The following is a 21,222-nucleotide window of genomic DNA, read 5'->3' as shown; positions in this document are numbered from 1 at the left end:
ACCTTATCCTCTCTAAAGCCTAAATCGGCACAAATGTTCTATTTATCTAATGCTTTAACGTCAAGTCCTGCATTAAGCATAGCTATCAATGCTTCAACATGGATCAAAGCACACATTTTTTCTTTTACCATACCAGCAAGCCAAGGGCGTTTACCTGCCGTTTCTCGCCAGCGAACCTTGTCTGGATTCAATGATTCAGTACCCATTAGTTGAGTTGAGGCTAATCCCCACATACTCTCACCTAACATCACTATGTATTGGTACTCGTCTTTGTAACTGTCATCTTTAAGCTTCTCAGCCATAACCCATTTTGCTGTATCAACGACGTCAAGCTGAGCTTCTCGGCTTGTTTGTAATCCCAAATACCAATCAGGACGTCCAATCAAATGGTTGAGCTCCGCGATGCGGTGTATGCCCCCCAATTCATCAAGGGGAACCGCAAACGTCACACCATTGACATCAAAATAGAGGACTTGGAAGTCAACATCTCGCTGAGTCGATTGCCAAACGCCGAGATCAGCGCCACCCGTTTGAGTATCCAAAGCGGGCTCTGTCTCTACACTGGTATCAGTATCAATTAGAGGCTCAGAAACATCTGGCTGAGTGCTCACTTCATCCAATTGAGGCTGCACTTCAATTTGTTGAGTTTCTGGCTCTAAGATGACGACTTCAGGCTCGTCAATAACCCATTCTTGTATCTCTTCAACGGCGGTTTTAGCTTGAACTTGAGCGATATCGGCCGTATTTTTCTCCATCACTTGTTCGAGTTCTAATTCTGCCACCGGATTAGAGCTTTCAAGTTGCTCTAAAAGACGCTCAACGTCTTCTAGGTTTGGTACTTCTACTTCTTCGGTAGGCAGCCGGTAATAGCTTTTTTCCTCTACCGACTGAACCATAGGCTCAAGATCTTGCGGCTCAACTTCCTCAGTCAGCTCTGGCACCGCCGTCAGTTCAGGAGCACTGACTGACTCTATATCACTGGTTTCAGCGTCAAATGACTCTTCCAGCAAGGCCGTAAAGTAATCATCGAGCGCCTGCTCGCTTGATAGCAAAGAGTGGTTAGTCATCAATGGCTAGCCTCTCTAAGTAGATCAGTAATTGCTTGTAAGCAAACACGCCACGACTTCCCGACGCAAAGTGAGAAACAGGCAAATGCTTTAAACTCGCATCACGAAATTTAGTGTCAATTGGCACGGCGGAAGACCAAACCTGATCAGGGTAATCTTTCTTCAATTGTTGCAGTGTTTGTAGCGAAGCTCGGGTGCGCTTGTCGTACATGGTCGGCACGATAGTAACGTTGAATGACTTGTTACGCGATTTCTGCATGATGGCTAAAGTGCGAATCATCCGCTCCAAACCTTTCATTGCTAAAAATTCAGTCTGTACCGGAATTAAAATTCGATCACTGGCAGCTAAAGCGTTGACCATCATCACACCAAGAATTGGCGGGCAATCGATCAAAACGTAATCGTAGCGATTCTTAATCGCCATTAAGGCCCGTTTGAGGATCAACCCCATACCGCTGCGATTCCCCATCACTCTGTCAAGTGTGGCTAGTGACATGTGTGCTGGTATCAAATCAATGCCTTCGATATCAGACTGCATAACCAGCGGCATCACTGTGTGTTCGTTGTATTCCTTTAGCTGGAATAGGTCAAACAAACTGGACGGTACACCATCGGAATCATAACCGAGGTAAGTCGTTAACGAAGCATGAGGGTCAGTATCAACCAATAACACGCGTTTACCTTGCAGACTCAATAAGCCAGCCAGTGTAATGGTGGTTGTCGTCTTACCCACACCGCCTTTTTGGTTTGCTATACTCCAAACAATCATCGATAACCTCTATGCTAGACCAACTTCGACTAACATACGTTCAGCAATTCTATCTAGTGGCAGATCTTCCGTTGAGATACCTGCTTTCGCAACCGCTTGTGGCATGCCGTAAACAACACAACTCTCTTCATCTTGAGCCCAGATGGTTGAGCCTGCACTTTTGAGCATTCGCGCCCCTTCTCGGCCATCAGCTCCCATACCAGTCAACACCATAGACAGCACTTGATCAGAGTAGATCTTTGCTGCACTGCCGAAAGTAACATCAACACACGGTTTGTAGTTCATACGCTCTCCGCCGTCGATAATCCGCAGTTTTGCAGAACCGGGTCTCCCCTCGATCATCATCTGTTTACCACCAGGTGCGAGGTAGGCGACGCCTGGCTTAAGCGCATCCCCATCTTCAGCTTCTTTCACTTGGATTTTACACAGTGAGTTTAAGCGACTGGCAAAAGCAGCCGTGAAAGTGGCCGGCATGTGCTGTATAAGCACGATAGGATGTGGGTAATTCGCGGGTAGCTTGGTCAAAATCTTCTGTAGTGCAACTGGCCCACCTGTCGATGTTCCAATCGCAGTCAGCTGATATTTCTTACCACTTGCTTTAAAGCGTGTGGCAATGGACGGCTTTACTGCTGGTGCCGCAGGAGCTGAACGTAATGATGAACGCGTTGCTGTCGACTGAGGCGCCGTTCTTGTTGAAGCAAGAGGCGTCGGAATACTACGGCGCATCATGGCACGTCTCGATGCAATTTGAATCACGCGTTGCTGCAATAATGTGACTGCTTCATCGCGGTTTCGCGCGATATCTTCAAACTTCTTCGGCAGAAAGTCTAACGCACCCGCATCAAGCGCATCGAGTGTTGCTTTTGCTCCATCGTGCGTTAGAGACGAGAACATGAGAATCGGCACAGGACTCTTTGCCATAATTTCACGAACAGCAGTGATGCCGTCCATGACCGGCATCTCAATATCCATGGTGATGACATCTGGCTTGAGTCGTAGAGCTTTGTCTACAGCTTCCTTACCATTAGTGGCGACATCAATTACCTCAAGGCGCGCTTCAGAGTTAATGATTTCGCTCACTCGACGGCGGAAAAAACTCGAATCGTCTACAACTAATACTTTGATCGCCATATGGATCCTTCTATATTTCGCGATTTAGATTCGAGAAGCAGCTGCGTACTGCTTGAGCAAATCTGGCACATCTAAGATAAGTGCGATGTGACCATCACTCGTAATCGTCGCGCCCGCCATACCTGGTGTGCCTTGTAGCAAGTTATCTAGAGGTTTAATCACCACCTCTTCTTGTCCGATCAATGTATCAACCACGAAGCCAACACGTTGGCTACCGATTTGTACAATCACCACATGGCCATGTCCTTTGCGCAGCTCTACTTTACCCGCGCGTGGCGCTAGCCAGTTTTGGAGATAAAACAGAGGTATCGATTTATCACGGACTATGATGGTTAGCTGACCATCGACGACATTAGTTCGACTAAGGTCCAAATGGAAAATTTCGTTCACGCTGGCTAACGGTAATGCAAACGGGTGGCCTGCAACCCCCACCATTAGCGTTGGCAGAATCGCCAGTGTTAGCGGTACTTTAATGGTAATTTTGGTGCCGTGACCCAGCTCAGAGTCAATATCTATTGAACCATTGAGGGTATTGATCGCAGTTTTAACCACGTCCATACCTACCCCCCGGCCTGAAATATCGGAGATCTGCTCTTTACTAGAAAAACCAGGCATAAAGATTAAGTTGAAACACTCTTTATCTGTCAGCCTAGACGCCGCATCTTCATCCATCATTCCACGCTTAACGGCAATACCACGCAGTTTATCCGGATCCATACCACCACCATCATCGACGATAGCAAGCTCGATATGATCACCTTCTTGAGAAGCGGACAGAATGACTTTACCCGTTTTTGGCTTACCAGCCGCAACACGTGCCTCCGGCATTTCAATACCATGGTCGACCGAGTTACGAACCAAGTGAATTAATGGGTCGGCGAGTGCCTCGACAAGGTTTTTGTCAAGATCGGTTTCTTCACCGCGCATTTCTAGATTGATATCTTTATTTAGGCTTCGAGCCAAATCGCGAACAACGCGAGGGAAACGGCCAAACACTTTCTTAATTGGTTGCATGCGCGTTTTCATTACCGCGCCTTGCAAGTCCGCTGTCACAACATCAAGGTTTGCGACCGCTTTTGACATTTCCTCGTCATTGCTGTTTAACCCTAAGCTAAGCAGTCTATTACGTACTAAGACCAGCTCACCGACCATGTTCATGATGACATCAAGGGTCGATGTATCTACACGCACTGTCGCGTCGGCTTGTGGTTTTTTAGCGGGTACAGCCGCCTCTCTTTTCGCTGGCGGCTTAGGCTCTTCCTTAGCGGCCGTTTTAAGTGCTGGCGCTGCTTTTGGAGCTGGAGTGACTTGCGGCGCTGGAGCAGGTGCTGGGTTAGCAGCAACAGGTTTCGTTGCCGCTTCAAGTTCTTCGAGCGTAGGTCCTTTCCCGGTTCCATGAAGGTCATCGAGTAGTTTTTCGAATTCTTCATCCGTCATCAAGTCACTATCACCGGCACCAACAGCTGCGACTGGCTCGCTTGGAGCTGGAGTGACAGGCTTAGCATCGCCTTTACCAGGCCCCTGACCAGTGCCATGTAGCTCATCGAGTAACTTTTCAAACTCGTCATCCGTGATGTCACCGCTCATTTCAGTGCTCGCGGTTGGGGCAGACACAGATGGAGTCGGTGTAGCTGTCTGGCTAGCCCCAGGAGCACCGCCAGAACCATGCAACTCGTCGAGTAATTTCTCGAATTCATCTTGGGTAATTTCATCGATAGAGCCTGATGAAACTTCTGCTTTCGGCACTTCCACTGGAGAAGGCTCTTCAACAACTGGCGTCTCAACGACTGGAGGTGCTTCGGCTACGACTTCATCTTCAGACTCTGGCTTACATAATCGATGTAATTCATCTAGCAAAGATTGCTCAGCTTTAGGGAGCGGGTCATGATCTTGTACTGCTTTAAACTGCTCGTTGACCGTATCTAACGCTTGAAGCATGGTATCCATCAAGCTGGCTGTCACTGAACGTTGTCCATTGCGCAAAATATCGAATACGTTCTCTGCACCGTGACACGTATCAACAAGTTCAGTTAACGCGAGGAAACCTGCCCCACCTTTTACCGTATGAAACCCACGGAAAATAGCATTGAGGAGTTCTTTATCTTCAGGATTATTTTCTAGCTCGACCAACTGCTCAGAGAGAAGTTCCAATATCTCCCCTGCTTCGACTAAAAAGTCCTGTAGGATGTCTTCGTCTAAATCGTAGCTCATATGTTACCTCTAAAACCCAAGACTTGAGAGTAAGTCGTCGACTTCGTCTTGTGATGAAACGGCATCATCCCTTTCTTGAGGGTTAAGGATCGGACCTTCAGGATCCGTAGATGCTTTGTTCTTGTTATTCGTGCTTTCTTCCAGCTGACTCGAACCAAACGCTGTGAGTATCTCGACTAATCGACCCTCGACCTCGTCGACTAAGGTAATCACACGGCGAATAATTTGGCCCGTCAGATCTTGGAAGTCTTGAGCCATTAGAATCTCAGTCAATTGCCCTCTCAGTTCAGAGCTGTCTCCTTCCACCTCACCAAGTAAACTATCGATTCGGTGACAGAGTGCTTTGAAGTCTGCAAGTTCAATTCGACCGTGCATCAGTTCGTTCCACTGAGGACGAACTTGGAGTAATCCTTCATGGAGGTTATCTGCGATAGGCATACAGCGATCAACAGCATCCATGGTTTTATTGGCGGCAACCTCAGTTTTGTCAATGACGTATTGGAGGCGATCCCTGGCATCTGGGATTTCGTCATTGGCAATCTCACTCATGCGCTCATCCATGCTGAAATGCTTAATTGACTCATGCAAATCACGAGTCAATGTCCCTATTTCCTGAAACATAGGATTAGAAGTGCTTTGGTAGATATCTCTGACAAGAAGATCAGCGTCTTCCTGCTGACCCGCTTCCAACATCTCTACGAGTTGCTTTGCCTGTTCTAATGAAATCATTCTGAATTGGCCTTTAGCGCCCTAAGTCAAAAGTTTGACTTATAAACGTTCAAATATTTTGTCTAATTTTTCTTTTAATGTTGCTGCAGTGAACGGTTTTACAATGTAACCATTAACGCCCGCTTGAGCAGCTTCAATGATTTGTTCACGCTTCGCTTCTGCGGTGATCATCAACACAGGTAGGTGTTTTAGCTCATCGTCAGCGCGAATATGCTTGAGTAGATCGATCCCTTGCATACCTGGCATATTCCAGTCTGTCACGACGAAGTCGAACTCCCCTTTTTTAAGCATAGGTAACGCCGTCAAGCCATCATCCGCTTCTTGGGTGTTGTTGAACCCAAGGTCGCGCAGTAAGTTCTTAACAATACGACGCATTGTTGAAAAGTCATCAACAATAAGGATTTTCATATTTTTATTCAAAATTGCCTCCACTGAGTTCGAGATCAGTGATTTTTACTCATTATTTGTCCAAGCACTTAACTTTGTGCGTAGACGCTGCATTGACTGGCTTAGTATTTGGCTAACGCGTGACTCGCTAACACCAATCACCTCACCGATTTCTTTTAAGTTTAACTCTTCATCATAATAAAGCGAAAGTACTAGAGCTTCACGCTCTGGAAGCGATTTAATTGATTCTACTAGCGCTTTTCGGAAAAATTCGTCTGCAACACCCTGGAATGGAACGTTCTCTTCGTCGCTATCTTCGGGTGATATCGCATCTTCGGAAACACCAAGGTCTTCGATTCCAACCAATCGTGAGCAGTTGATGTCCGTTAAAATTGTATGATATTGCTCTAAGCTGATACCTAAGTGTTGTGCCACTTCAGCATCACTTGGATCTCTATTCAATATACCTTCAAGTGTAGAAATCGCCTGACTGACCTCGCGGTTATGCTTGTGGACAGAACGAGGCACCCAATCACCACGCCGAATATCATCAAGCATCGCACCTCGGATACGTATGCCTGCATAGGTTTCAAAGCTAGCGCCTTTACTCCCATCGTAGTTTTTTTGCGCCTCAAGCAAACCAATCATGCCCGCCTGAATAAGATCTTCTACTTGTACACTCGGCGGCAAGCGTCCGAGTAAATGATGAGCAATACGCTTCACCAACACCGAGTATTTTTCTAAAAATGCCCGTTGGCTATCTTGGTTCGCATACTGTTCATAGGTCAAAGCCTTATTCACCAAATGGTTCCTCTAGCATCTCAGGTCTGTTTAGTAAGCGTTCGACAAAAAACTCTAGATGTCCACTCGGTGTTTTCGGAATTGGCCACGTCAGCGCTTTATTCGCTAATGAGCCAATCGCCAACGCCGCAGGAGATCTTGGAAATGCGTCGACAACGATCTTTTGTTTCTTTACCGCTTGTCTAACTTTATCATCCAACGGAATACATGCTACGAGCTCAAGGCTCACATTCAAGAATCGCTCTGTGACCAAGGTCAACTTTGCGAACAATTCTCTGCCTTCACGATAGCTTCTGACCATATTTGCAACAATTTTAAAACGTTGCACCTGATGTTCTTTGCTTAACAGCTTAATTAAAGCATATGCATCAGTAATTGACGTAGGTTCGTCACAAACTACAACAACGACATCTTGCGCCGCTCTCGAAAAGCTGACTACCATATCTGAAATACCCGCTGCTGTATCCACGAGCAGCACGTCCATTTCATCTTCTAAGCTTCCAAATGCTCGTATCAAGCCAATATGCTGCGCATGAGATAACTCAGTCATTGCCTGGGTACCCGAAGTCGCAGGGATAATTTTAATCCCATGAGGCCCTTCGACAATCGCGTCTTTTAGCTCACACTCACCTGCGAGTACATGCCCAAGGTTGCGTTTTGGTCGAATTCCCAACATGACATCGACGTTCGCTAACCCCAAATCGGCATCAAGCACCATAACCTTTTTGCCTTGACGTGCCATACAGATCGCCATGCCTAAAGTTACATTTGATTTACCAACACCGCCTTTACCACCAGTTACAGAAATAACTTTGGTCAATGATGGCTGTGTTAAGCGGCGTAGCCCGCTTGCTTGGTCTTGTATCATATCTTTCGTCATAATCGTCCGCCGCCTAGAACCTCTCCGCTTCACTATTCCAGTAGTGAGGTTCATCATCTGTCGACTTCTCTAGTAGTTCGTTTGCTTTCGCGACCATGTATTTAGGTTGCGCAATCACAATATCTTCAGGAACTCGTTGTCCGTTTGCTATATAAGCGACAGGTAAAGAGTTTTGCACCACCACACTGACGAACTCCCCTAAACTCAGGGATTCATCAAGCTTGGTCATAATGCAACCTGATAACGGTATGCGCTTGAAGTGATCAATGGTTTCTTGCAGCACTTTTCTCTGTGCCGTTGCGGGCAAGACCAAGTAGCTGTGAATCATTTCTCCACTTTCATGCATAAGCGTATCTAATTGCTCAGACAGCCTTACATCACGCTGCCCCATACCTGCAGTATCAACCAGAATTAGGCGACGATTTCTTAACTGATATATTACATCGGCTAACTCATTGGAATCTTTAGCGACTTTTACAGGACATCCCATAATTCTTCCATAAATCGCCAATTGCTCATGTGCACCAATACGGTAGGTATCTGTCGATACCAGTGCCACGTTGTCAGAGCCATACTCCATCGCAGCGCGAGCAGCCAGTTTGGCAACCGTAGTGGTTTTACCCACGCCAGTTGGTCCTAGTAATGCAACAACGCCACCACGTTTCAAAATATCTTGTCTGGAAATAGGGATCTGATCGGATACCAAGCCAAGTAGCGCCTTCCAAGCTTTGGTCGGCGGAGTATCTTCAGGGATGTAGCACGCAAGCTGATCCGCTAAATCCGAAGAAACACCCATGCGTTCTAAGCGCTTAATCAACATCGCGCGTAGTGGTTCGCGCCGCTCGACTTCTTGCCACATTAGGCCAGACACTTGATGTTCAAGAAGCTGACGAATCGACGTCATTTCTTCTTTCATCTCTTCTAAATCTTCACTCGATACTGATGGCTCATCTCTACGGGAGCGTTCATAGCGCGTGGGATCCAATTTAGCTGCTGGTTTCTCGACACGTCGATCTTCAGCTATCAGGCGCGCTAACGGTGAATCTTGTCGAAGTTGGACATTTTCCGGTGCTGTACGCGATGCCGACTGCCTCTTTAACAACGCAGACAGCGAATCAGGGTTGTCGTCTTGCTGCTGTGCACCGTCGGCTCCATTGCTGTATTGCTTAAGCATGTTAGCAAAACGTTTGGTCATGGAACGGCCAGAATCAGCTTGAGATTGTAAGCTAACCTTATCTTCATCTAGAGCACGTTGGCTTGGTGTAGGAATACTAGCAGGTGCCTGGCGAGTATTATTGTGTCGAGGATTAGAATTGTAATTGCCACTTTGACGTGTAGCTCCTTCAGAGCCATCTACCGCTGCGACAATTTCTACACCACCTGCGACTTTTTTGTTCGACATGATCACCGCATCATCACCTAACTCCCCTTTAACTTGGAGTAAGGCGGTGCGCATATCCTTGGCAAAAAATCGTTTAATCTTCAAATTAAGTACCGTATATCAACGCAATAGTTCTAGTTTCCAACTGCCTGAACAATGCGAATTTGTTTCTCGTCAGGGACTTCTTGATAAGAGAGAACTCTTAATGAAGGAATCGTATTTTTGACAAACTTGGCGAGCGTAGAACGCAATACACCAGAAGTCAGAAGTACCGCGGGCTCACCTTTAAGTTCTTGCTCTTGTGTCGCTTGGCTTAACGATGACTGCAGTCGTTCTGCTAGGCCCGGTTCGATTCCTGCCGATTCCCCGCCAGAAGCCTGCATTGTTTGATGCAATATTTGTTCCAGTTCAGGAATGAGCGTAATAACTGGCAATTCAGGCTCTATACCATTGATTTCTTGAACAATTAATCGCTTAAGTGAAATTCGTACCGCAGCCGTCAAAATGTCAGGTTCTTGACTCTTACTTGAGTATTCGGACAAGGTTTGAACAATGGTGCGAATATCTCGAATCGGAACCGCTTCGTTGAGTAAATTCTGCAAAACTTTAACCACAACACCAAGTTGCAATTGATCAGGCACAAAACTTTCCACCAGCTTAGGTGTACTGCGGCCAAGCATCTCGAGTAGATTCTGTACTTCTTCGTGACCAATAAGTTGAGATGCGTTGTTAGTGAGTAGCTGACTCAGGTGTGTCGCGAGTACGGTAGACGAGTCCACCACAGTGTAACCCAGCGCTTGAGCATGCTCGCGCTGTTCTTCTCGGATCCAGACTGCCTCCAGTCCAAAAGCAGGGTCTATCGTTGGCTCACCATCAATCATTCCATAGACTTGGCCTGGATTAATCGCCAGCTCCATATCAGGCCTAATTTCAGCTTCTCCTACAGCCACGCCCATCAATGTAATTCGATAGCTATTTGGTGTGAGCTCAAGATTATCTCGAATATGAACAGCTGGGATTAAAAAGCCGAAGTCTTGAGAGAGCTTCTTACGCACTCCTTTAACGCGCTCTAACAGCTCTCCGCCTTGGTCTTTATCGACCAAAGGAATCAAGCGATAGCCTACCTCTAAGCCAATAACATCAACCGGCTGTACATCATCCCAAGAGAGTTCTTTTGGTGTTGGCGAGTCTTGCTCAAGTGTGGCAGGTGTACTGGGTGCTTCTGCTGCTTTTTTCTGTTTACGCTGCATCCAGTAAGCGCCGCCACCCGCGATCAAAGCCAGTAGTAGGAAGGCAAAATGAGGCATCCCCGGGACTAGACCCATCACACCTAAAATGGCGGCGGTAATCATCAAGGCTTTCGGGTTGTCAAACAACTGGAAAACAACCTGCTGCCCCATGTCTTCATCTGTGTTTTGGCGCGTTACCATGATCGCCGCACCAATAGAGAGTAGTAATGACGGGATTTGAGCAACCAAGCCATCACCAATAGTCAATAAGGTATAGATCTGCACAGCTTCGCTAAAACCGAGGTCATACTGCGCCATACCGATAGAAAGACCACCGATAATATTGATAAACAGAATCAAGATACCAGCAATGGCATCACCTTTGACGAATTTTGAAGCACCGTCCATCGAACCGTAGAAATCCGCTTCTTTAGTGACTTCTTGACGCCTTGTTCTTGCTTGATCTTGGTCGATAAGCCCTGCGTTCAAATCCGCATCAATCGCCATCTGTTTACCCGGTAACGCATCCAAGGTAAAACGAGCACTTACTTCGGAGATACGTCCCGCACCTTTGGTCACAACCATAAAGTTAATGATCATCAAAATCATGAAGACCACTAAACCAACGGCGTAATTACCACCGATAACCACACTACCGAATGCTTCAATGACCTTACCTGCGGCTCCTTCACCTTCATGACCGTAGAGTAAAACCACACGCGTTGAGGCCACATTTAACGCCAAGCGAAGCAGTGTTGATATCAGCAAAACCGTCGGAAAAGCCGCAAAGTCAAGCGGACGACGCGTATAGACCGTCACTAACAGAACAACCATTGCTAACGCAATATTGAACGTGAAGAACAAATCGAGCAAAAAGGCCGGAATTGGCAGAATAACCATCGCCAATGTCGCCAAAACCATAACTGGCGCGCCAACAGCGGGCATCGCGCGTTGAGGGATTGGAGGCAGCTTGTCCACAAACGGCAAAGAAAACTTCATAATTGAGTAGCTACAATCGTCTGAAAAAGAAGAACTTGGCCTATCTATGCAATATCTAGTCCATCGACTCTGTCAAATTAATGGCTGCATATATAACTAGAAATTGGGCGAGTTGAATTTGGCAACGCAATGTTGCCAAATTCACGCTATTACGGCTGCATGTTGAAGACAATTTCGCCCGAGCGTTTTTCTGGTGAATACTCAATGCATGTCAAACCAGATGTCGGAAACATAGGAGGATGGATATCAGCCACAAACTCTGCCGTCAGGTATCCAACTAAAGGAAGGTGAGAAACAAGCAAAATCGATTGATAGTTATGTAAGTCAATCAACGCAGAGACATATTCCGCCACATGCTCAGAATCCCCGTAAGGGGTAATATCGTCACACGTTTCTACTTGTTGCGACGACAAATAATTTGCCACCTCCTGCCAGGTTTGCTGCGCTCGAATATAAGGGCTGACCAGCACCTTATCAAACTGAGAAAACCCTTTTTCAGCACAAGCATGAGCAACAGCAGCTGACGCCCTTCGGCCATTTTTGGTTAGCTCCCTTTGTGCATCTGATTGGGCAAAGTGCTCGGCTTCTCCATGACGCATGATGAAAATTTTCATGGCATATTCCTAATACTATCCGCTTTGTCTACTCACGCGGTTTATTGTTGTCTTGCTGTTTAAAACAGCTTCATTGTTATTATAGGGTGAAATCTTCACCCAATTTTCGGTGTTGAACTATAAACAATTATATCAACTCCCGTTTTAAAGACCCTGACTTTGTTAACACAATTGAAACCGCAACCCTCCAGTGGGCTTTAACTTATTTTGCTCATATTTCTCAAACAGATAGTTTGCAGTCGACCGTATACGAGTCATAATTACTCTATTAACGTTAAGACCACGCCTTAATCCGGAGAGCGTATTGTGCACATTAGCCCGAATGATACTAACCAATACCGTTTTATTACTTTAGCCAATGGTGTCAGGGCTTTATTGATTCACGATCAAAGTGCGCAAAAATCCGCAGTCGCACTCGCCGTCAATGTCGGTCATTTCGACGATCCACAAGATCGCGAAGGTCTCGCTCATTACTTAGAACACATGTTGTTTTTAGGTACGGAAAAATATCCGAAAGTCGGCGAATTTCAAAGCTATATTAGCCAACATGGTGGCAGCAATAATGCATGGACGGGGACTGAACACACCTGTTTCTTTTTCGATGTTTCACCCAACGCTTTTGAGCAAGGATTAGATCGATTTAGCCAATTTTTTGCCGCCCCGCTGTTTAATTCCGAAGCGTTAGATAAAGAACGCCAAGCCGTTGAATCTGAGTACAAACTAAAGTTAAACGATGATTCAAGGCGGCTATATCAAGTCCACAAGGAACTGGTTAACCCTGCTCACCCTTTTAGTAAGTTTTCCGTTGGCAACTTAGAAACCTTGGGCGATCGTGATGGCAAGTCCATTCGAGACGAAATCATGGCGTTTCATTTCGAGCAATATTCTGCCGATTTGATGACCTTAGCCTTAACAGGCCCACAGCCACTCGACCAATTAGAATCTTGGTGCCACGACAAGTTTTCAGCCATTCCCAATCATGAACTGGCAGGAAAATGCGTCGCTGAACCTTACACAGATAGCAATTCAACCTCGATCTTAGTCCACGTCGAACCCGTCAAAGAGATTCGCAAACTGATTCTCACGTTTCCAATGCCGAGTGTTGATCAATATTATCAAACCAAACCGCTATCTTATTTCGCTCATTTACTCGGGTATGAAGGCGAAAATAGCCTGATGCTTGGGCTAAAAGAGCGAGGCTGGATCACTTCCTTGTCAGCGGGTGGCGGGACAAGTGGCAGCAACTATCGTGAATTTACCGTTAGCTGCGCTCTGACACCATTAGGCTTAGACTTTGTCGATGAAATCACTCAGGCGGTGTTTAGCTACATTGATCTGATCGCCACTCAAGGGCTTGATGAGTGGCGCTATCTTGAGAAAAAAGCAGTGTTAGAGTCAGCTTTTCGTTTTCAAGAGCCGACACGCCCACTCGATCTTGTCAGCCATTTGGTAGTGAATATGCAACATTATCGAGCAGATGATGTTATCTATGGCGATTTTATGATGACCCACTACGACGAATCGCTGCTCAAATCTCTGCTTGGCTATTTCACTCCTGACAACCTACGCACGACATTGATTGCTCATGGATACCAACACGATAGAAGCGCTAAATGGTATTTTACTCCTTATTCTGTTGCGTCATTTACTGCTGAGCAGATCGCGCTATACCAACAGCCAAGTCCACTCGAATTCAAGCTGCCGGAACAAAATCCATTTATTTGCTATGATCTTGACCCAAAAGAGCTGGAAATAACGCAATCAGTTCCTCAAGTGCTGGAAGAGCTACCCGGTTTTAAACTTTGGCATCTGCAAGATAACGAATTTCGTGTGCCAAAAGGCGTTATTTACGTCGCGATTGATAGCCCTCACGCGGTCGCGAATCCGCGTAACATAGTCAAAACCCGACTTTGTGTAGAAATGTTTTTGGATAGTTTAGCGGCAGATACCTATCAGGCTGAAATCGCGGGCATGGGTTACAACATGTATACCCATCAGGGGGGCGTGACTTTGACCATCTCTGGTTTCAGTCAGAAGCAGCCTGAACTGCTGATGCAAATATTAGCCCGTTTTGCCAAACGAGATTTTAGCCAACAGCGCTTTGACACCATCAAACAGCAGTTGTTAAGAAACTGGCGCAATTCCGCCCAGGATCGCCCGATTTCACAACTTTTCAATGCGCTTACAGGGATATTACAGCCCAATAACCCACCCTACTCCGTTTTAGTCGACGCACTCGAATCGATAGAAGTCGACGAACTCGCAAGCTTTGTTGATTCAATTTTGGCTGAGTTGCATGTAGAAATGTTTGTCTATGGTGACTGGACCCGAGCAGACGCACTTGCATTGGGCAACACACTGAAAGACGCATTACGAGTTCGTAACCAGAAGTACGAAGAGTCCCTGCGCCCTCTAGTTATGCTAGGGAAAAACGGCTCGTTTCAACGGGAAGTTTTCTGCGATCAGGAAGATTCGGCGACGGTGCTCTACTATCAATGTGACGATACCAGTCCGAAGAGTATCGCTTTATATTCATTAGCCAATCATTTAATGTCGGCAACCTTTTTCCACGAGATCCGAACTAAACAGCAACTTGGCTATATGGTGGGGACGGGTAATTTACCCCTCAATAAACACCCAGGTATTGCGCTATACGTTCAATCACCCAACGCCGCGCCAATCGACTTGATCAGTTCAATCGATGAGTTTCTCAACGCTTTTTATATGGTGTTGCTTGAGCTAAATGAATATCAGTGGCATAGCAGTAAGAGAGGGCTTTGGAACCAGATCGCTACACCAGACACCACCTTGCGTGGACGTGCTCAACGCCTTTGGGTTGCGATTGGCAACAAAGATACTAACTTCAATCATCGTGAAGTTGTTCTCGAAGAACTCAAAACCTTAACCAAAACCGACATGATTCGCTTTGTGGTCAACGAGCTTAAGCCGCGTACCGCCAACAGGCTCATTATGCATACCCAAGGCAATGCTCATCACAGCGCAGAAAAACTCAGTCTAGGTATGGAAATTGGCTCAATTGAAGAGTTCCAATTGAGGCCAAAAGACACCGATTTGGGTTAACAGATTTTAGTGACGCTGTTCAGACGCAACAATATCAAGTAATGAATGGGGGTGGAGCTTGATGCACACTCCCTGCCATTTGAATGCAACGGTCAGATTATTTAACCTTTCCCCTTCCCCTTTTGGGCTTGAAAGTTTGGTTTTAACGCCAAGCTCTTCAAACCTTTGCCAACATTCGTTAAGAGCGGGAAATTGCTTTTTGATATCAATTAGGTACGCTTCGGCCGTTTGAGCCGATGAAGGAACCACGAACTCCACATGCTCCCAATTCTGTTCCGGATACCGTTTCCCCTCTGCAGGGTAAGGCAGTTCCAAGCATTCAATTTGCCAGCCACAACTTTCAAGCGGGTTTTCAAACTGGATAACGACAATAGGTCGCCCGTTAATTTTCGCCTCTGAGATAACCTTGCCCTCTTTTTTCCACTCATCATGAGCTTGTTTAGCCAGTTGGGCATCATTAATCCGCAACGCGATATGATCGGCTTGAAATGAAGCCAAATTAATGTCTAAAACTTCGCTTAAAGATTGAATTTTATTCATAAATTCATCCAGTTTACTTTTCATTTGCGACGGCGTTAATTCAGCATTTATCAGCTTTTGGGACATTTTCGACTACTCAAAACGTTGATTTTTCCCCAATACTAGCAAGAACATCAGTAAAAGTAGAAAATTTCCCAGTTCACTCCCTATAAGCGGAGCAATAAAGTTGCTATTATGTGCGCCAAATTTATGAACAAGATCAAGATATGCATTCATCCCATTCGGTGGATAATATTCAAGGTTCTCCTCGACGAACCTCCCCAATGGTAACAATGCATAGCTAACCAATTCCAAAGAATTGAAGGAAGCGTGTGTGAATATCCAAGCACTTATTAACGATAAAGTTTCTCTGGCTCTTGAAGCCGCTGGCGCACCGGCAGGCAGTCCTGCCGCCGTTCGTCAATCTGCAAAACCTCAATTTGGTGACTACCAAGCCAATGGCGTTATGGGCGTTGCAAAAAAATTAGGGACTAACCCACGCGAATTTGCCCAAAAAGTATTGGATGTTCTAGACCTAGACGGTATTGCGAGCAAAACAGAAATCGCTGGTCCTGGTTTTATCAACATTTTTCTAAGTGAAGAGTTCCTTGCCAAGCAAGCAGAGGCCGCACTCGTTGACGTACGTTTAGGCGTTAGCGCTGAAGAACAAAAAACCATCGTGGCAGACTACTCCGCACCAAACGTTGCAAAAGAAATGCACGTAGGTCACTTGCGTTCAACAATCATTGGTGATGCCGTCGTCCGCACATTAGAGTTTCTTGGTCACAAAGTCATTCGCGCAAACCATATTGGTGACTGGGGCACTCAATTCGGTATGCTGATTGCTAACCTAGAGCGTGTTCAAAATGAGTCAGGCGAAGTTTCAATGGAGCTTTCTGACTTAGAAGCCTTCTACCGCGAGTCGAAGAAGCTATACGACGAAGACGAAGAGTTCGCAGTAAAAGCTCGTAACTACGTGGTTAAACTGCAAGGTGGTGATGAGTACTGCGCAGAAATGTGGAAGAAGCTTGTAGACGTCACTATGGTGCAAAACCAGCGTAACTATGATCGCTTAAATGTTTCTCTTACCCGTGACGATGTGATGGGCGAAAGCATGTACAACGACATGCTGCCGGGTATTGTGGCCGATCTGAAAGAGCAAGGTCTAGCCCAAGAAGATGACGGCGCTCAAGTGGTATTCCTAGAGGAATATAAGAACAAAGACGGCGAAGCTATGGGTGTAATTATCCAGAAGCGCGACGGTGGTTTCCTCTACACCACAACGGATATCGCCTGTGCTAAGTATCGCTACGAAACTCTAGGTGCAGATCGAGTGCTTTACTTCATCGATTCACGTCAGCATCAACACTTGATGCAAGCATGGACGATTGTACGTAAAGCTGGCTATGTACCTGAGGAAGTATCTCTAGAACACCATGCATTTGGCATGATGCTAGGTAAAGATGGTCGTCCATTTAAGACTCGCGCTGGCGGCACAGTCCGTCTGGCGGATCTTCTAGACGAAGCTGAAGAACGCGCGATCAAACTTATCGAATCTAAGAACCCTGATCTCGATTCTGCTGAGAAAGCAAACATTGCGACCACTGTCGCGATGGCAGCGGTTAAGTATGCTGATTTGTCTAAACACCGCACAACAGACTATGTGTTTGACTGGGACAACATGCTGGCTTTTGAAGGTAACACAGCGCCTTACATGCAATATGCGTATACTCGCGTTGCTTCTGTTTTCGCTAAAGCGGGTATCTCAATGGACGAACTGTCTGGCGAGATCAAAGTAACGGAAGAGAAAGAAAAAGCACTCATCGCTAAGTTACTTCAGTTCGAAGAAGCTGTTCAATCAGTCGCTCGTGAAGGTCAACCACACATCATGTGTAGCTACCTATTTGAGCTTGCAGGGCAGTTCTCTAGCTTCTACGAGGCGTGCCCAATTTTGAGCAGTGAAGACGAGTCAATCAAACAGAGCCGATTAAAACTGGCAGCATTGACTGCAAAAACCATTAAACAAGGTTTGTCTCTGCTTGGTATTGATACTCTCGAGCGTATGTAAGCCAACTGAGATCTGAAATTAATCTGAAAGGTTGACGTGAGAGCGTCAACCTTTTGTTTTATTTGGCGTATACTAAATTCCATTCGCTATTATCGGACAACCATTATGGACTTTGAACTCCACCCACAACTCGCGAACGATACCACTGTGATTGGCCACTTCCCGCTCTGCATTGCGCTATTGCACAAAGACAATGCTGTACCTTGGGTTATTCTTGTACCGAAACGCAACCATTTAAAAGAACTCCACCATTTACCCATGAAAGAGCAGCAACAGTTTTTGCTCGAATCGCAAGCCGTCAGCCAAGCTTTAGAAGCCACGTTTCAACCTGATAAGCTAAACCTAGGCGCACTTGGTAATATGGTGCCACAACTGCACATTCACCATATTGCACGCTTTAAAGATGACATTGCTTGGCCAGGCCCCGTATGGGGAAACACCCAAGGGATTTTCAGAAGTGAAGAACAGCAAACTGAGCTCCTTGGCCGCATTCGCAATGTGCTGTCTTTAAGCTCGATTTTTTCTGCTGAATAGTATTTACGGATACAAAAAAGCCGCTCTAAAAAGAGCGGCTTTTAAAAGTTTCATCAGTTACATAGTCACATTCACAGCTAAAGCGTCACTTTTGACTACGCTATATCTGACCCGAGTCACGTGCTGAAAAGTATTGGTATCGACAAAACGTGACAGTTTACCTTTCTTAATCCATACCCTAAGCATCGCATCAACGCCATCTTCACTCATGGTAAACTTATTCGCCAACTCACGGCGCGAAATCGTGCCACTTTGCTCAATGCACAACTTTAACTCTGATAGGATCATGCCACCTGTACCTCTAACCCTTGCTGTTGTTTACTGCCCACCAATTTAAGCACACTAAAAGTCACTATACTCACCAACAAGATGCCGCTGACCCAAAGTGAACTTGCGAGTGGATGGTCACTAAAATGGGTAATCTGGTAATACAGTGCTGAGCTCGCGTACGCTAACCCCATAGTCCACAGAGCAATCAAGCGAGCATATTTAGACCCAAACTCACGTACATAGGCGCCCATCGCCGCAACACATGGTGTATACAGCAGAATAAACAATAGGTACGCGAATGCCGCATTACCTGAGACAAAGAAACCTTTGAGGTTACCAAATATTGAGGCGTCAACATCTTGCTCTTCAGCGACCGCTTTGCTGTCCGTTAAGTCGCCGACTTCAAGACCAAGTGGATCAGAATAGCTTAAGCCAGCAAGGTTATCTGGTATTGACATGACCGCCTCTTCTAAACTCGCCATTAAGTCGTATTCACTATCAGCTTGTTCAGCTGGTGCGTACAAACTATTTAACGTCCCGACTACTGCCTCTTTAGCAAAAATACCCGTGATAATACCGACAGTGGCGGGCCAATTGTCTTGTTTAATACCGATTGGCGCGAAGACGGGTGTCACCACCTGAGCTGCTTTAGACAAAACAGAGTTTTCACTATCTTGGTTGCCAAAAGAGCCATCGGTACCGACGGAGTTTAAGAAACTAAGAATAGTGACTACAACGACAATGGTTTTACCTGCACCCAACACGAAACGTTTTAATTTCTGCCATGTTTTGATTACGACATTACGTAGGGTCGGAAGTTCGTAGTCTGGCATTTCCATCACCAAGCTGTCGCTCGATCCTGGATAGAGTGTTTTCTTAAGGATAAAACCCGTAAAGACCGCAGCAGCAATACCGAGCAGATACAAAGCAAAAACGACATTCTGGCCACTTTGAGGAAAGAAAGCCGCTGCAAACAACGCATAGACAGGTAAACGGGCACCACACGACATAAAAGGAGCCATAGATGCAGCGAGTTTGCGTTCACGCTCTTGGTCCAAGGTGCGCGTTGCCATAATCGCAGGGACGTTACAGCCAAAACCTAAAACCAGCGGAACAAATGCTTTACCCGGTAAACCTATTTTCTGCATGACTTTGTCTAACACAAACGCGGCCCGAGACATATAGCCCGAGCTTTCAAGTACAGCTAAAAACAGATACAGGCACGCAATGACAGGAACAAAGGTCGCGACAGTTTGAATACCGCCACCTATACCGTCTGCAAGCAATGTCACTAGCCATACAGGCAGATGTTCATCAAGCAGGTAGTGCCCACCATCCACCAGTAATGCACCGACACCAATATCGAAGAAATCAATAAACGCGCTGCCGATGTTAATTGAGAACATAAACATCAAATACATGACGACAAAGAAAAATGGTACACCGATCCATTTATTGAGAATGACTCTATCTACTTTTTCTGTGAAGCAATGACTCAACTTGCCCTGTGTACGGCGTAACTTCTGACACTGTTGATGAAGAAATGTGTATTTAACGTCTGCAACAAGTAAATCAATATCAAGTTCTATGTTGCGCTGCTCAGAAAACACCGCGTCTCTAGATTGCTGAGATAGCGAATTCAGGACCAAGACATCATTTTCTAGAGCACGGATAGCCAACGCCCGGCTCGCGACTTGTGACTGAGCATCGAACAATGGCTGGATTTGATCTATCGCCGCTTCAAACTCATTGCCATAGTCAAGGCGCAGTTCATCCAATGCAACACCTTGAACTAAGGCTCTATGCAAACGCTGTTTGAATAACTGAACTTGCGCCTTGTTGTTTGCCGAGATAGCTATAACTGGGCAACCTAACGTTCGCTCTAGCCCTTTGATATCGATAGTCTGGCGTTCACGCTTGAGCGCATCCATTTTGTTGAGCACAACCACCATTGGACGAGCAAGCTCGCGTAGCTGAAGGGTCATATAGAGACTGCGTTCCAGACAAGTTGCATCGACGACATTGATAATCAGATCGGCGGGGTGAGTAAGAACTGCTCGTGAAGCAATGGATTCATCAATACTGTTGCCATCATTACCACTGTCTAGTGCGTAGATACCCGGTAAGTCTGTCAAAGAGAACACATCGCTTGATAGTGAGTATTTGCCGGTCTTTTTCTCAACCGTTACGCCAGCCCAGTTACCAACTTGTTGCTTAGCACCAGTCAATCCATTAAAGAGTGTTGTCTTGCCACTATTCGGGTTACCAACCGTCAGAATATTGTATTCCATTAGTTTGCCTCCACAACAATTGAGTCAGCAATGTTGGCACGCACGGCAAGAGAAACACCACGAACCTCAACCTGAAGTGGGTCGCCCATAGGCGCTCTGCGAATTAACGTAACGGGAGTATTTGGCAGTAAGCCCATAACCATCAGTTTCTTACGCACGTCTTTCGAAAGTTCGCAAAACCCGTGAATGGTTGCTTTTTGCCCCTGATGTAATTGTGAGAGTTTCATAAACAAACCAAAGATATAAATGAGAAGGATTTTT

The 21,222-nt window shown here is 46.0% G+C and carries 18 protein-coding genes; 3 read left to right on the top strand and 15 right to left on the bottom strand.

The window, feature by feature from the left end:
- Positions 1-38: 38 nt before the first annotated feature.
- The 11 genes from TW81_RS08665 to sixA form a co-directional block, all read right to left on the bottom strand.
- The gene (locus TW81_RS08665) at positions 39-1,067 is read right to left on the bottom strand and encodes a chemotaxis protein CheW (protein WP_045955316.1); all 1,029 of its coding nucleotides are present in this window, start codon (positions 1,065-1,067) and stop codon (positions 39-41) included.
- A complete protein-coding gene (locus tag TW81_RS08660) occupies positions 1,060-1,836 on the bottom strand; it encodes a ParA family protein (RefSeq protein ID WP_045955315.1) in 777 nt (258 codons plus the stop codon). Before TW81_RS08660 ends, TW81_RS08665 begins: the two co-directional genes overlap by 8 nt.
- 9 nt (positions 1,837-1,845) lie before the next feature.
- Positions 1,846-2,967 carry a protein-glutamate methylesterase/protein-glutamine glutaminase gene (locus TW81_RS08655; RefSeq protein ID WP_045955314.1) on the bottom strand — a complete coding sequence of 374 codons (1,122 nt, stop codon included), beginning with the start codon at positions 2,965-2,967 and terminating at the stop codon, positions 1,846-1,848.
- A gap of 24 nt (positions 2,968-2,991) precedes the next feature.
- Entirely contained in the window at positions 2,992-5,178 is a 2,187-nt protein-coding gene (locus TW81_RS08650; protein WP_045955313.1) for a chemotaxis protein CheA, read from the bottom strand.
- 9 nt (positions 5,179-5,187) lie between these two features.
- On the bottom strand, positions 5,188-5,907 hold the full coding sequence (locus tag TW81_RS08645) for a protein phosphatase CheZ (RefSeq protein WP_045955312.1): 720 nt from the start codon (positions 5,905-5,907) through the stop codon (positions 5,188-5,190).
- A gap of 39 nt (positions 5,908-5,946) precedes the next feature.
- Positions 5,947-6,315 (bottom strand): chemotaxis response regulator CheY, encoded by a 369-nt coding sequence (gene cheY / locus TW81_RS08640; protein ID WP_006879571.1) that lies wholly within the window; start codon positions 6,313-6,315, stop codon positions 5,947-5,949.
- 45 nt (positions 6,316-6,360) lie between these two features.
- On the bottom strand, positions 6,361-7,095 hold the full coding sequence (locus TW81_RS08635) for an RNA polymerase sigma factor FliA (RefSeq protein ID WP_045955311.1): 735 nt from the start codon (positions 7,093-7,095) through the stop codon (positions 6,361-6,363).
- Complete coding sequence (locus TW81_RS08630; RefSeq protein WP_045955310.1) at positions 7,088-7,975, bottom strand: MinD/ParA family protein; 888 nt, start codon at positions 7,973-7,975, stop codon at positions 7,088-7,090. The genes TW81_RS08635 and TW81_RS08630 overlap by 8 nt, the downstream gene beginning before the upstream one ends.
- A 13-nt stretch (positions 7,976-7,988) precedes the next feature.
- Positions 7,989-9,461, bottom strand: a complete 1,473-nt coding sequence (flhF, locus tag TW81_RS08625) for a flagellar biosynthesis GTPase FlhF (RefSeq protein WP_045955309.1) — start codon at positions 9,459-9,461, stop codon at positions 7,989-7,991.
- 29 nt (positions 9,462-9,490) lie between these two features.
- Complete coding sequence (gene flhA / locus TW81_RS08620) at positions 9,491-11,584, bottom strand: flagellar biosynthesis protein FlhA (RefSeq protein ID WP_045955308.1); 2,094 nt, start codon at positions 11,582-11,584, stop codon at positions 9,491-9,493.
- Between the two features lie 149 nt (positions 11,585-11,733).
- Positions 11,734-12,198: a phosphohistidine phosphatase SixA gene (gene sixA, locus TW81_RS08615; protein ID WP_045955307.1), complete on the bottom strand. Its 465-nt coding sequence runs from the start codon at positions 12,196-12,198 to the stop codon at positions 11,734-11,736.
- Between the two features lie 306 nt (positions 12,199-12,504).
- Here sixA and TW81_RS08610 point away from each other — a divergent pair, with 306 nt between their 5' ends.
- Positions 12,505-15,279, top strand: coding sequence for an insulinase family protein (locus TW81_RS08610; RefSeq protein ID WP_045955306.1), 2,775 nt, complete (start codon positions 12,505-12,507; stop codon positions 15,277-15,279).
- 6 nt (positions 15,280-15,285) lie between these two features.
- On the opposite strand, the gene TW81_RS08605 is transcribed toward TW81_RS08610, so the two are convergent.
- Positions 15,286-15,885: a VOC family protein gene (locus TW81_RS08605; protein ID WP_045955305.1), complete on the bottom strand. Its 600-nt coding sequence runs from the start codon at positions 15,883-15,885 to the stop codon at positions 15,286-15,288.
- 247 nt (positions 15,886-16,132) lie between these two features.
- Here TW81_RS08605 and argS point away from each other — a divergent pair, with 247 nt between their 5' ends.
- Positions 16,133-17,866, top strand: a complete 1,734-nt coding sequence (gene argS / locus TW81_RS08600) for an arginine--tRNA ligase (RefSeq protein WP_045955304.1) — start codon at positions 16,133-16,135, stop codon at positions 17,864-17,866.
- Positions 17,867-17,971: 105 nt separating this feature from the next.
- On the top strand, positions 17,972-18,400 hold the full coding sequence (locus tag TW81_RS08595; RefSeq protein WP_045955303.1) for an HIT family protein: 429 nt from the start codon (positions 17,972-17,974) through the stop codon (positions 18,398-18,400).
- 57 nt (positions 18,401-18,457) lie between these two features.
- Here the strand turns inward: TW81_RS08595 and TW81_RS08590 are convergent, their stop codons facing one another.
- The 3 genes from TW81_RS08590 to TW81_RS08580 are packed head-to-tail and all read right to left on the bottom strand — an operon-like array spanning position 18,458 to position 21,188.
- On the bottom strand, positions 18,458-18,688 hold the full coding sequence (locus TW81_RS08590; RefSeq protein ID WP_045955302.1) for a FeoC-like transcriptional regulator: 231 nt from the start codon (positions 18,686-18,688) through the stop codon (positions 18,458-18,460).
- Positions 18,685-20,961 carry a Fe(2+) transporter permease subunit FeoB gene (gene feoB, locus TW81_RS08585; RefSeq protein ID WP_045955301.1) on the bottom strand — a complete coding sequence of 759 codons (2,277 nt, stop codon included), beginning with the start codon at positions 20,959-20,961 and terminating at the stop codon, positions 18,685-18,687. Before feoB ends, TW81_RS08590 begins: the two co-directional genes overlap by 4 nt.
- Positions 20,961-21,188, bottom strand: a complete 228-nt coding sequence (locus tag TW81_RS08580) for a FeoA family protein (RefSeq protein ID WP_045955678.1) — start codon at positions 21,186-21,188, stop codon at positions 20,961-20,963. The genes feoB and TW81_RS08580 overlap by 1 nt, the downstream gene beginning before the upstream one ends.
- Positions 21,189-21,222 lie beyond the last annotated feature (34 nt).

This window comes from Vibrio galatheae, assembly GCF_000967545.1.
GTDB classification, from domain to species: domain Bacteria; phylum Pseudomonadota; class Gammaproteobacteria; order Enterobacterales; family Vibrionaceae; genus Vibrio; species Vibrio galatheae.
This window is presented reverse-complemented; position numbering and strand designations above follow the sequence as displayed.

Bases quoted from the DNA above. Each gene is read 5' to 3' on its own strand.
- TW81_RS08665 (WP_045955316.1), bottom strand. From the start codon at position 1,067: ATGACTAACCACTCTTTGCTATCAAGCGAGCAGGCGCTCGATGATTAC.
- TW81_RS08660 (WP_045955315.1), bottom strand. From the start codon at position 1,836: ATGATTGTTTGGAGTATAGCAAACCAAAAAGGCGGTGTGGGTAAGACG.
- TW81_RS08655 (WP_045955314.1), bottom strand. From the start codon at position 2,967: ATGGCGATCAAAGTATTAGTTGTAGACGATTCGAGTTTTTTCCGCCGT.
- TW81_RS08650 (WP_045955313.1), bottom strand. From the start codon at position 5,178: ATGAGCTACGATTTAGACGAAGACATCCTACAGGACTTTTTAGTCGAA.
- TW81_RS08645 (WP_045955312.1), bottom strand. From the start codon at position 5,907: ATGATTTCATTAGAACAGGCAAAGCAACTCGTAGAGATGTTGGAAGCG.
- cheY (WP_006879571.1), bottom strand. From the start codon at position 6,315: ATGAAAATCCTTATTGTTGATGACTTTTCAACAATGCGTCGTATTGTT.
- TW81_RS08630 (WP_045955310.1), bottom strand. From the start codon at position 7,975: ATGACGAAAGATATGATACAAGACCAAGCAAGCGGGCTACGCCGCTTA.
- flhA (WP_045955308.1), bottom strand. From the start codon at position 11,584: ATGAAGTTTTCTTTGCCGTTTGTGGACAAGCTGCCTCCAATCCCTCAA.
- sixA (WP_045955307.1), bottom strand. From the start codon at position 12,198: ATGAAAATTTTCATCATGCGTCATGGAGAAGCCGAGCACTTTGCCCAA.
- TW81_RS08605 (WP_045955305.1), bottom strand. From the start codon at position 15,885: ATGTCCCAAAAGCTGATAAATGCTGAATTAACGCCGTCGCAAATGAAA.
- TW81_RS08595 (WP_045955303.1), top strand. From the start codon at position 17,972: ATGGACTTTGAACTCCACCCACAACTCGCGAACGATACCACTGTGATT.
- TW81_RS08590 (WP_045955302.1), bottom strand. From the start codon at position 18,688: ATGATCCTATCAGAGTTAAAGTTGTGCATTGAGCAAAGTGGCACGATT.
- feoB (WP_045955301.1), bottom strand. From the start codon at position 20,961: ATGGAATACAATATTCTGACGGTTGGTAACCCGAATAGTGGCAAGACA.
- TW81_RS08580 (WP_045955678.1), bottom strand. From the start codon at position 21,188: ATGAAACTCTCACAATTACATCAGGGGCAAAAAGCAACCATTCACGGG.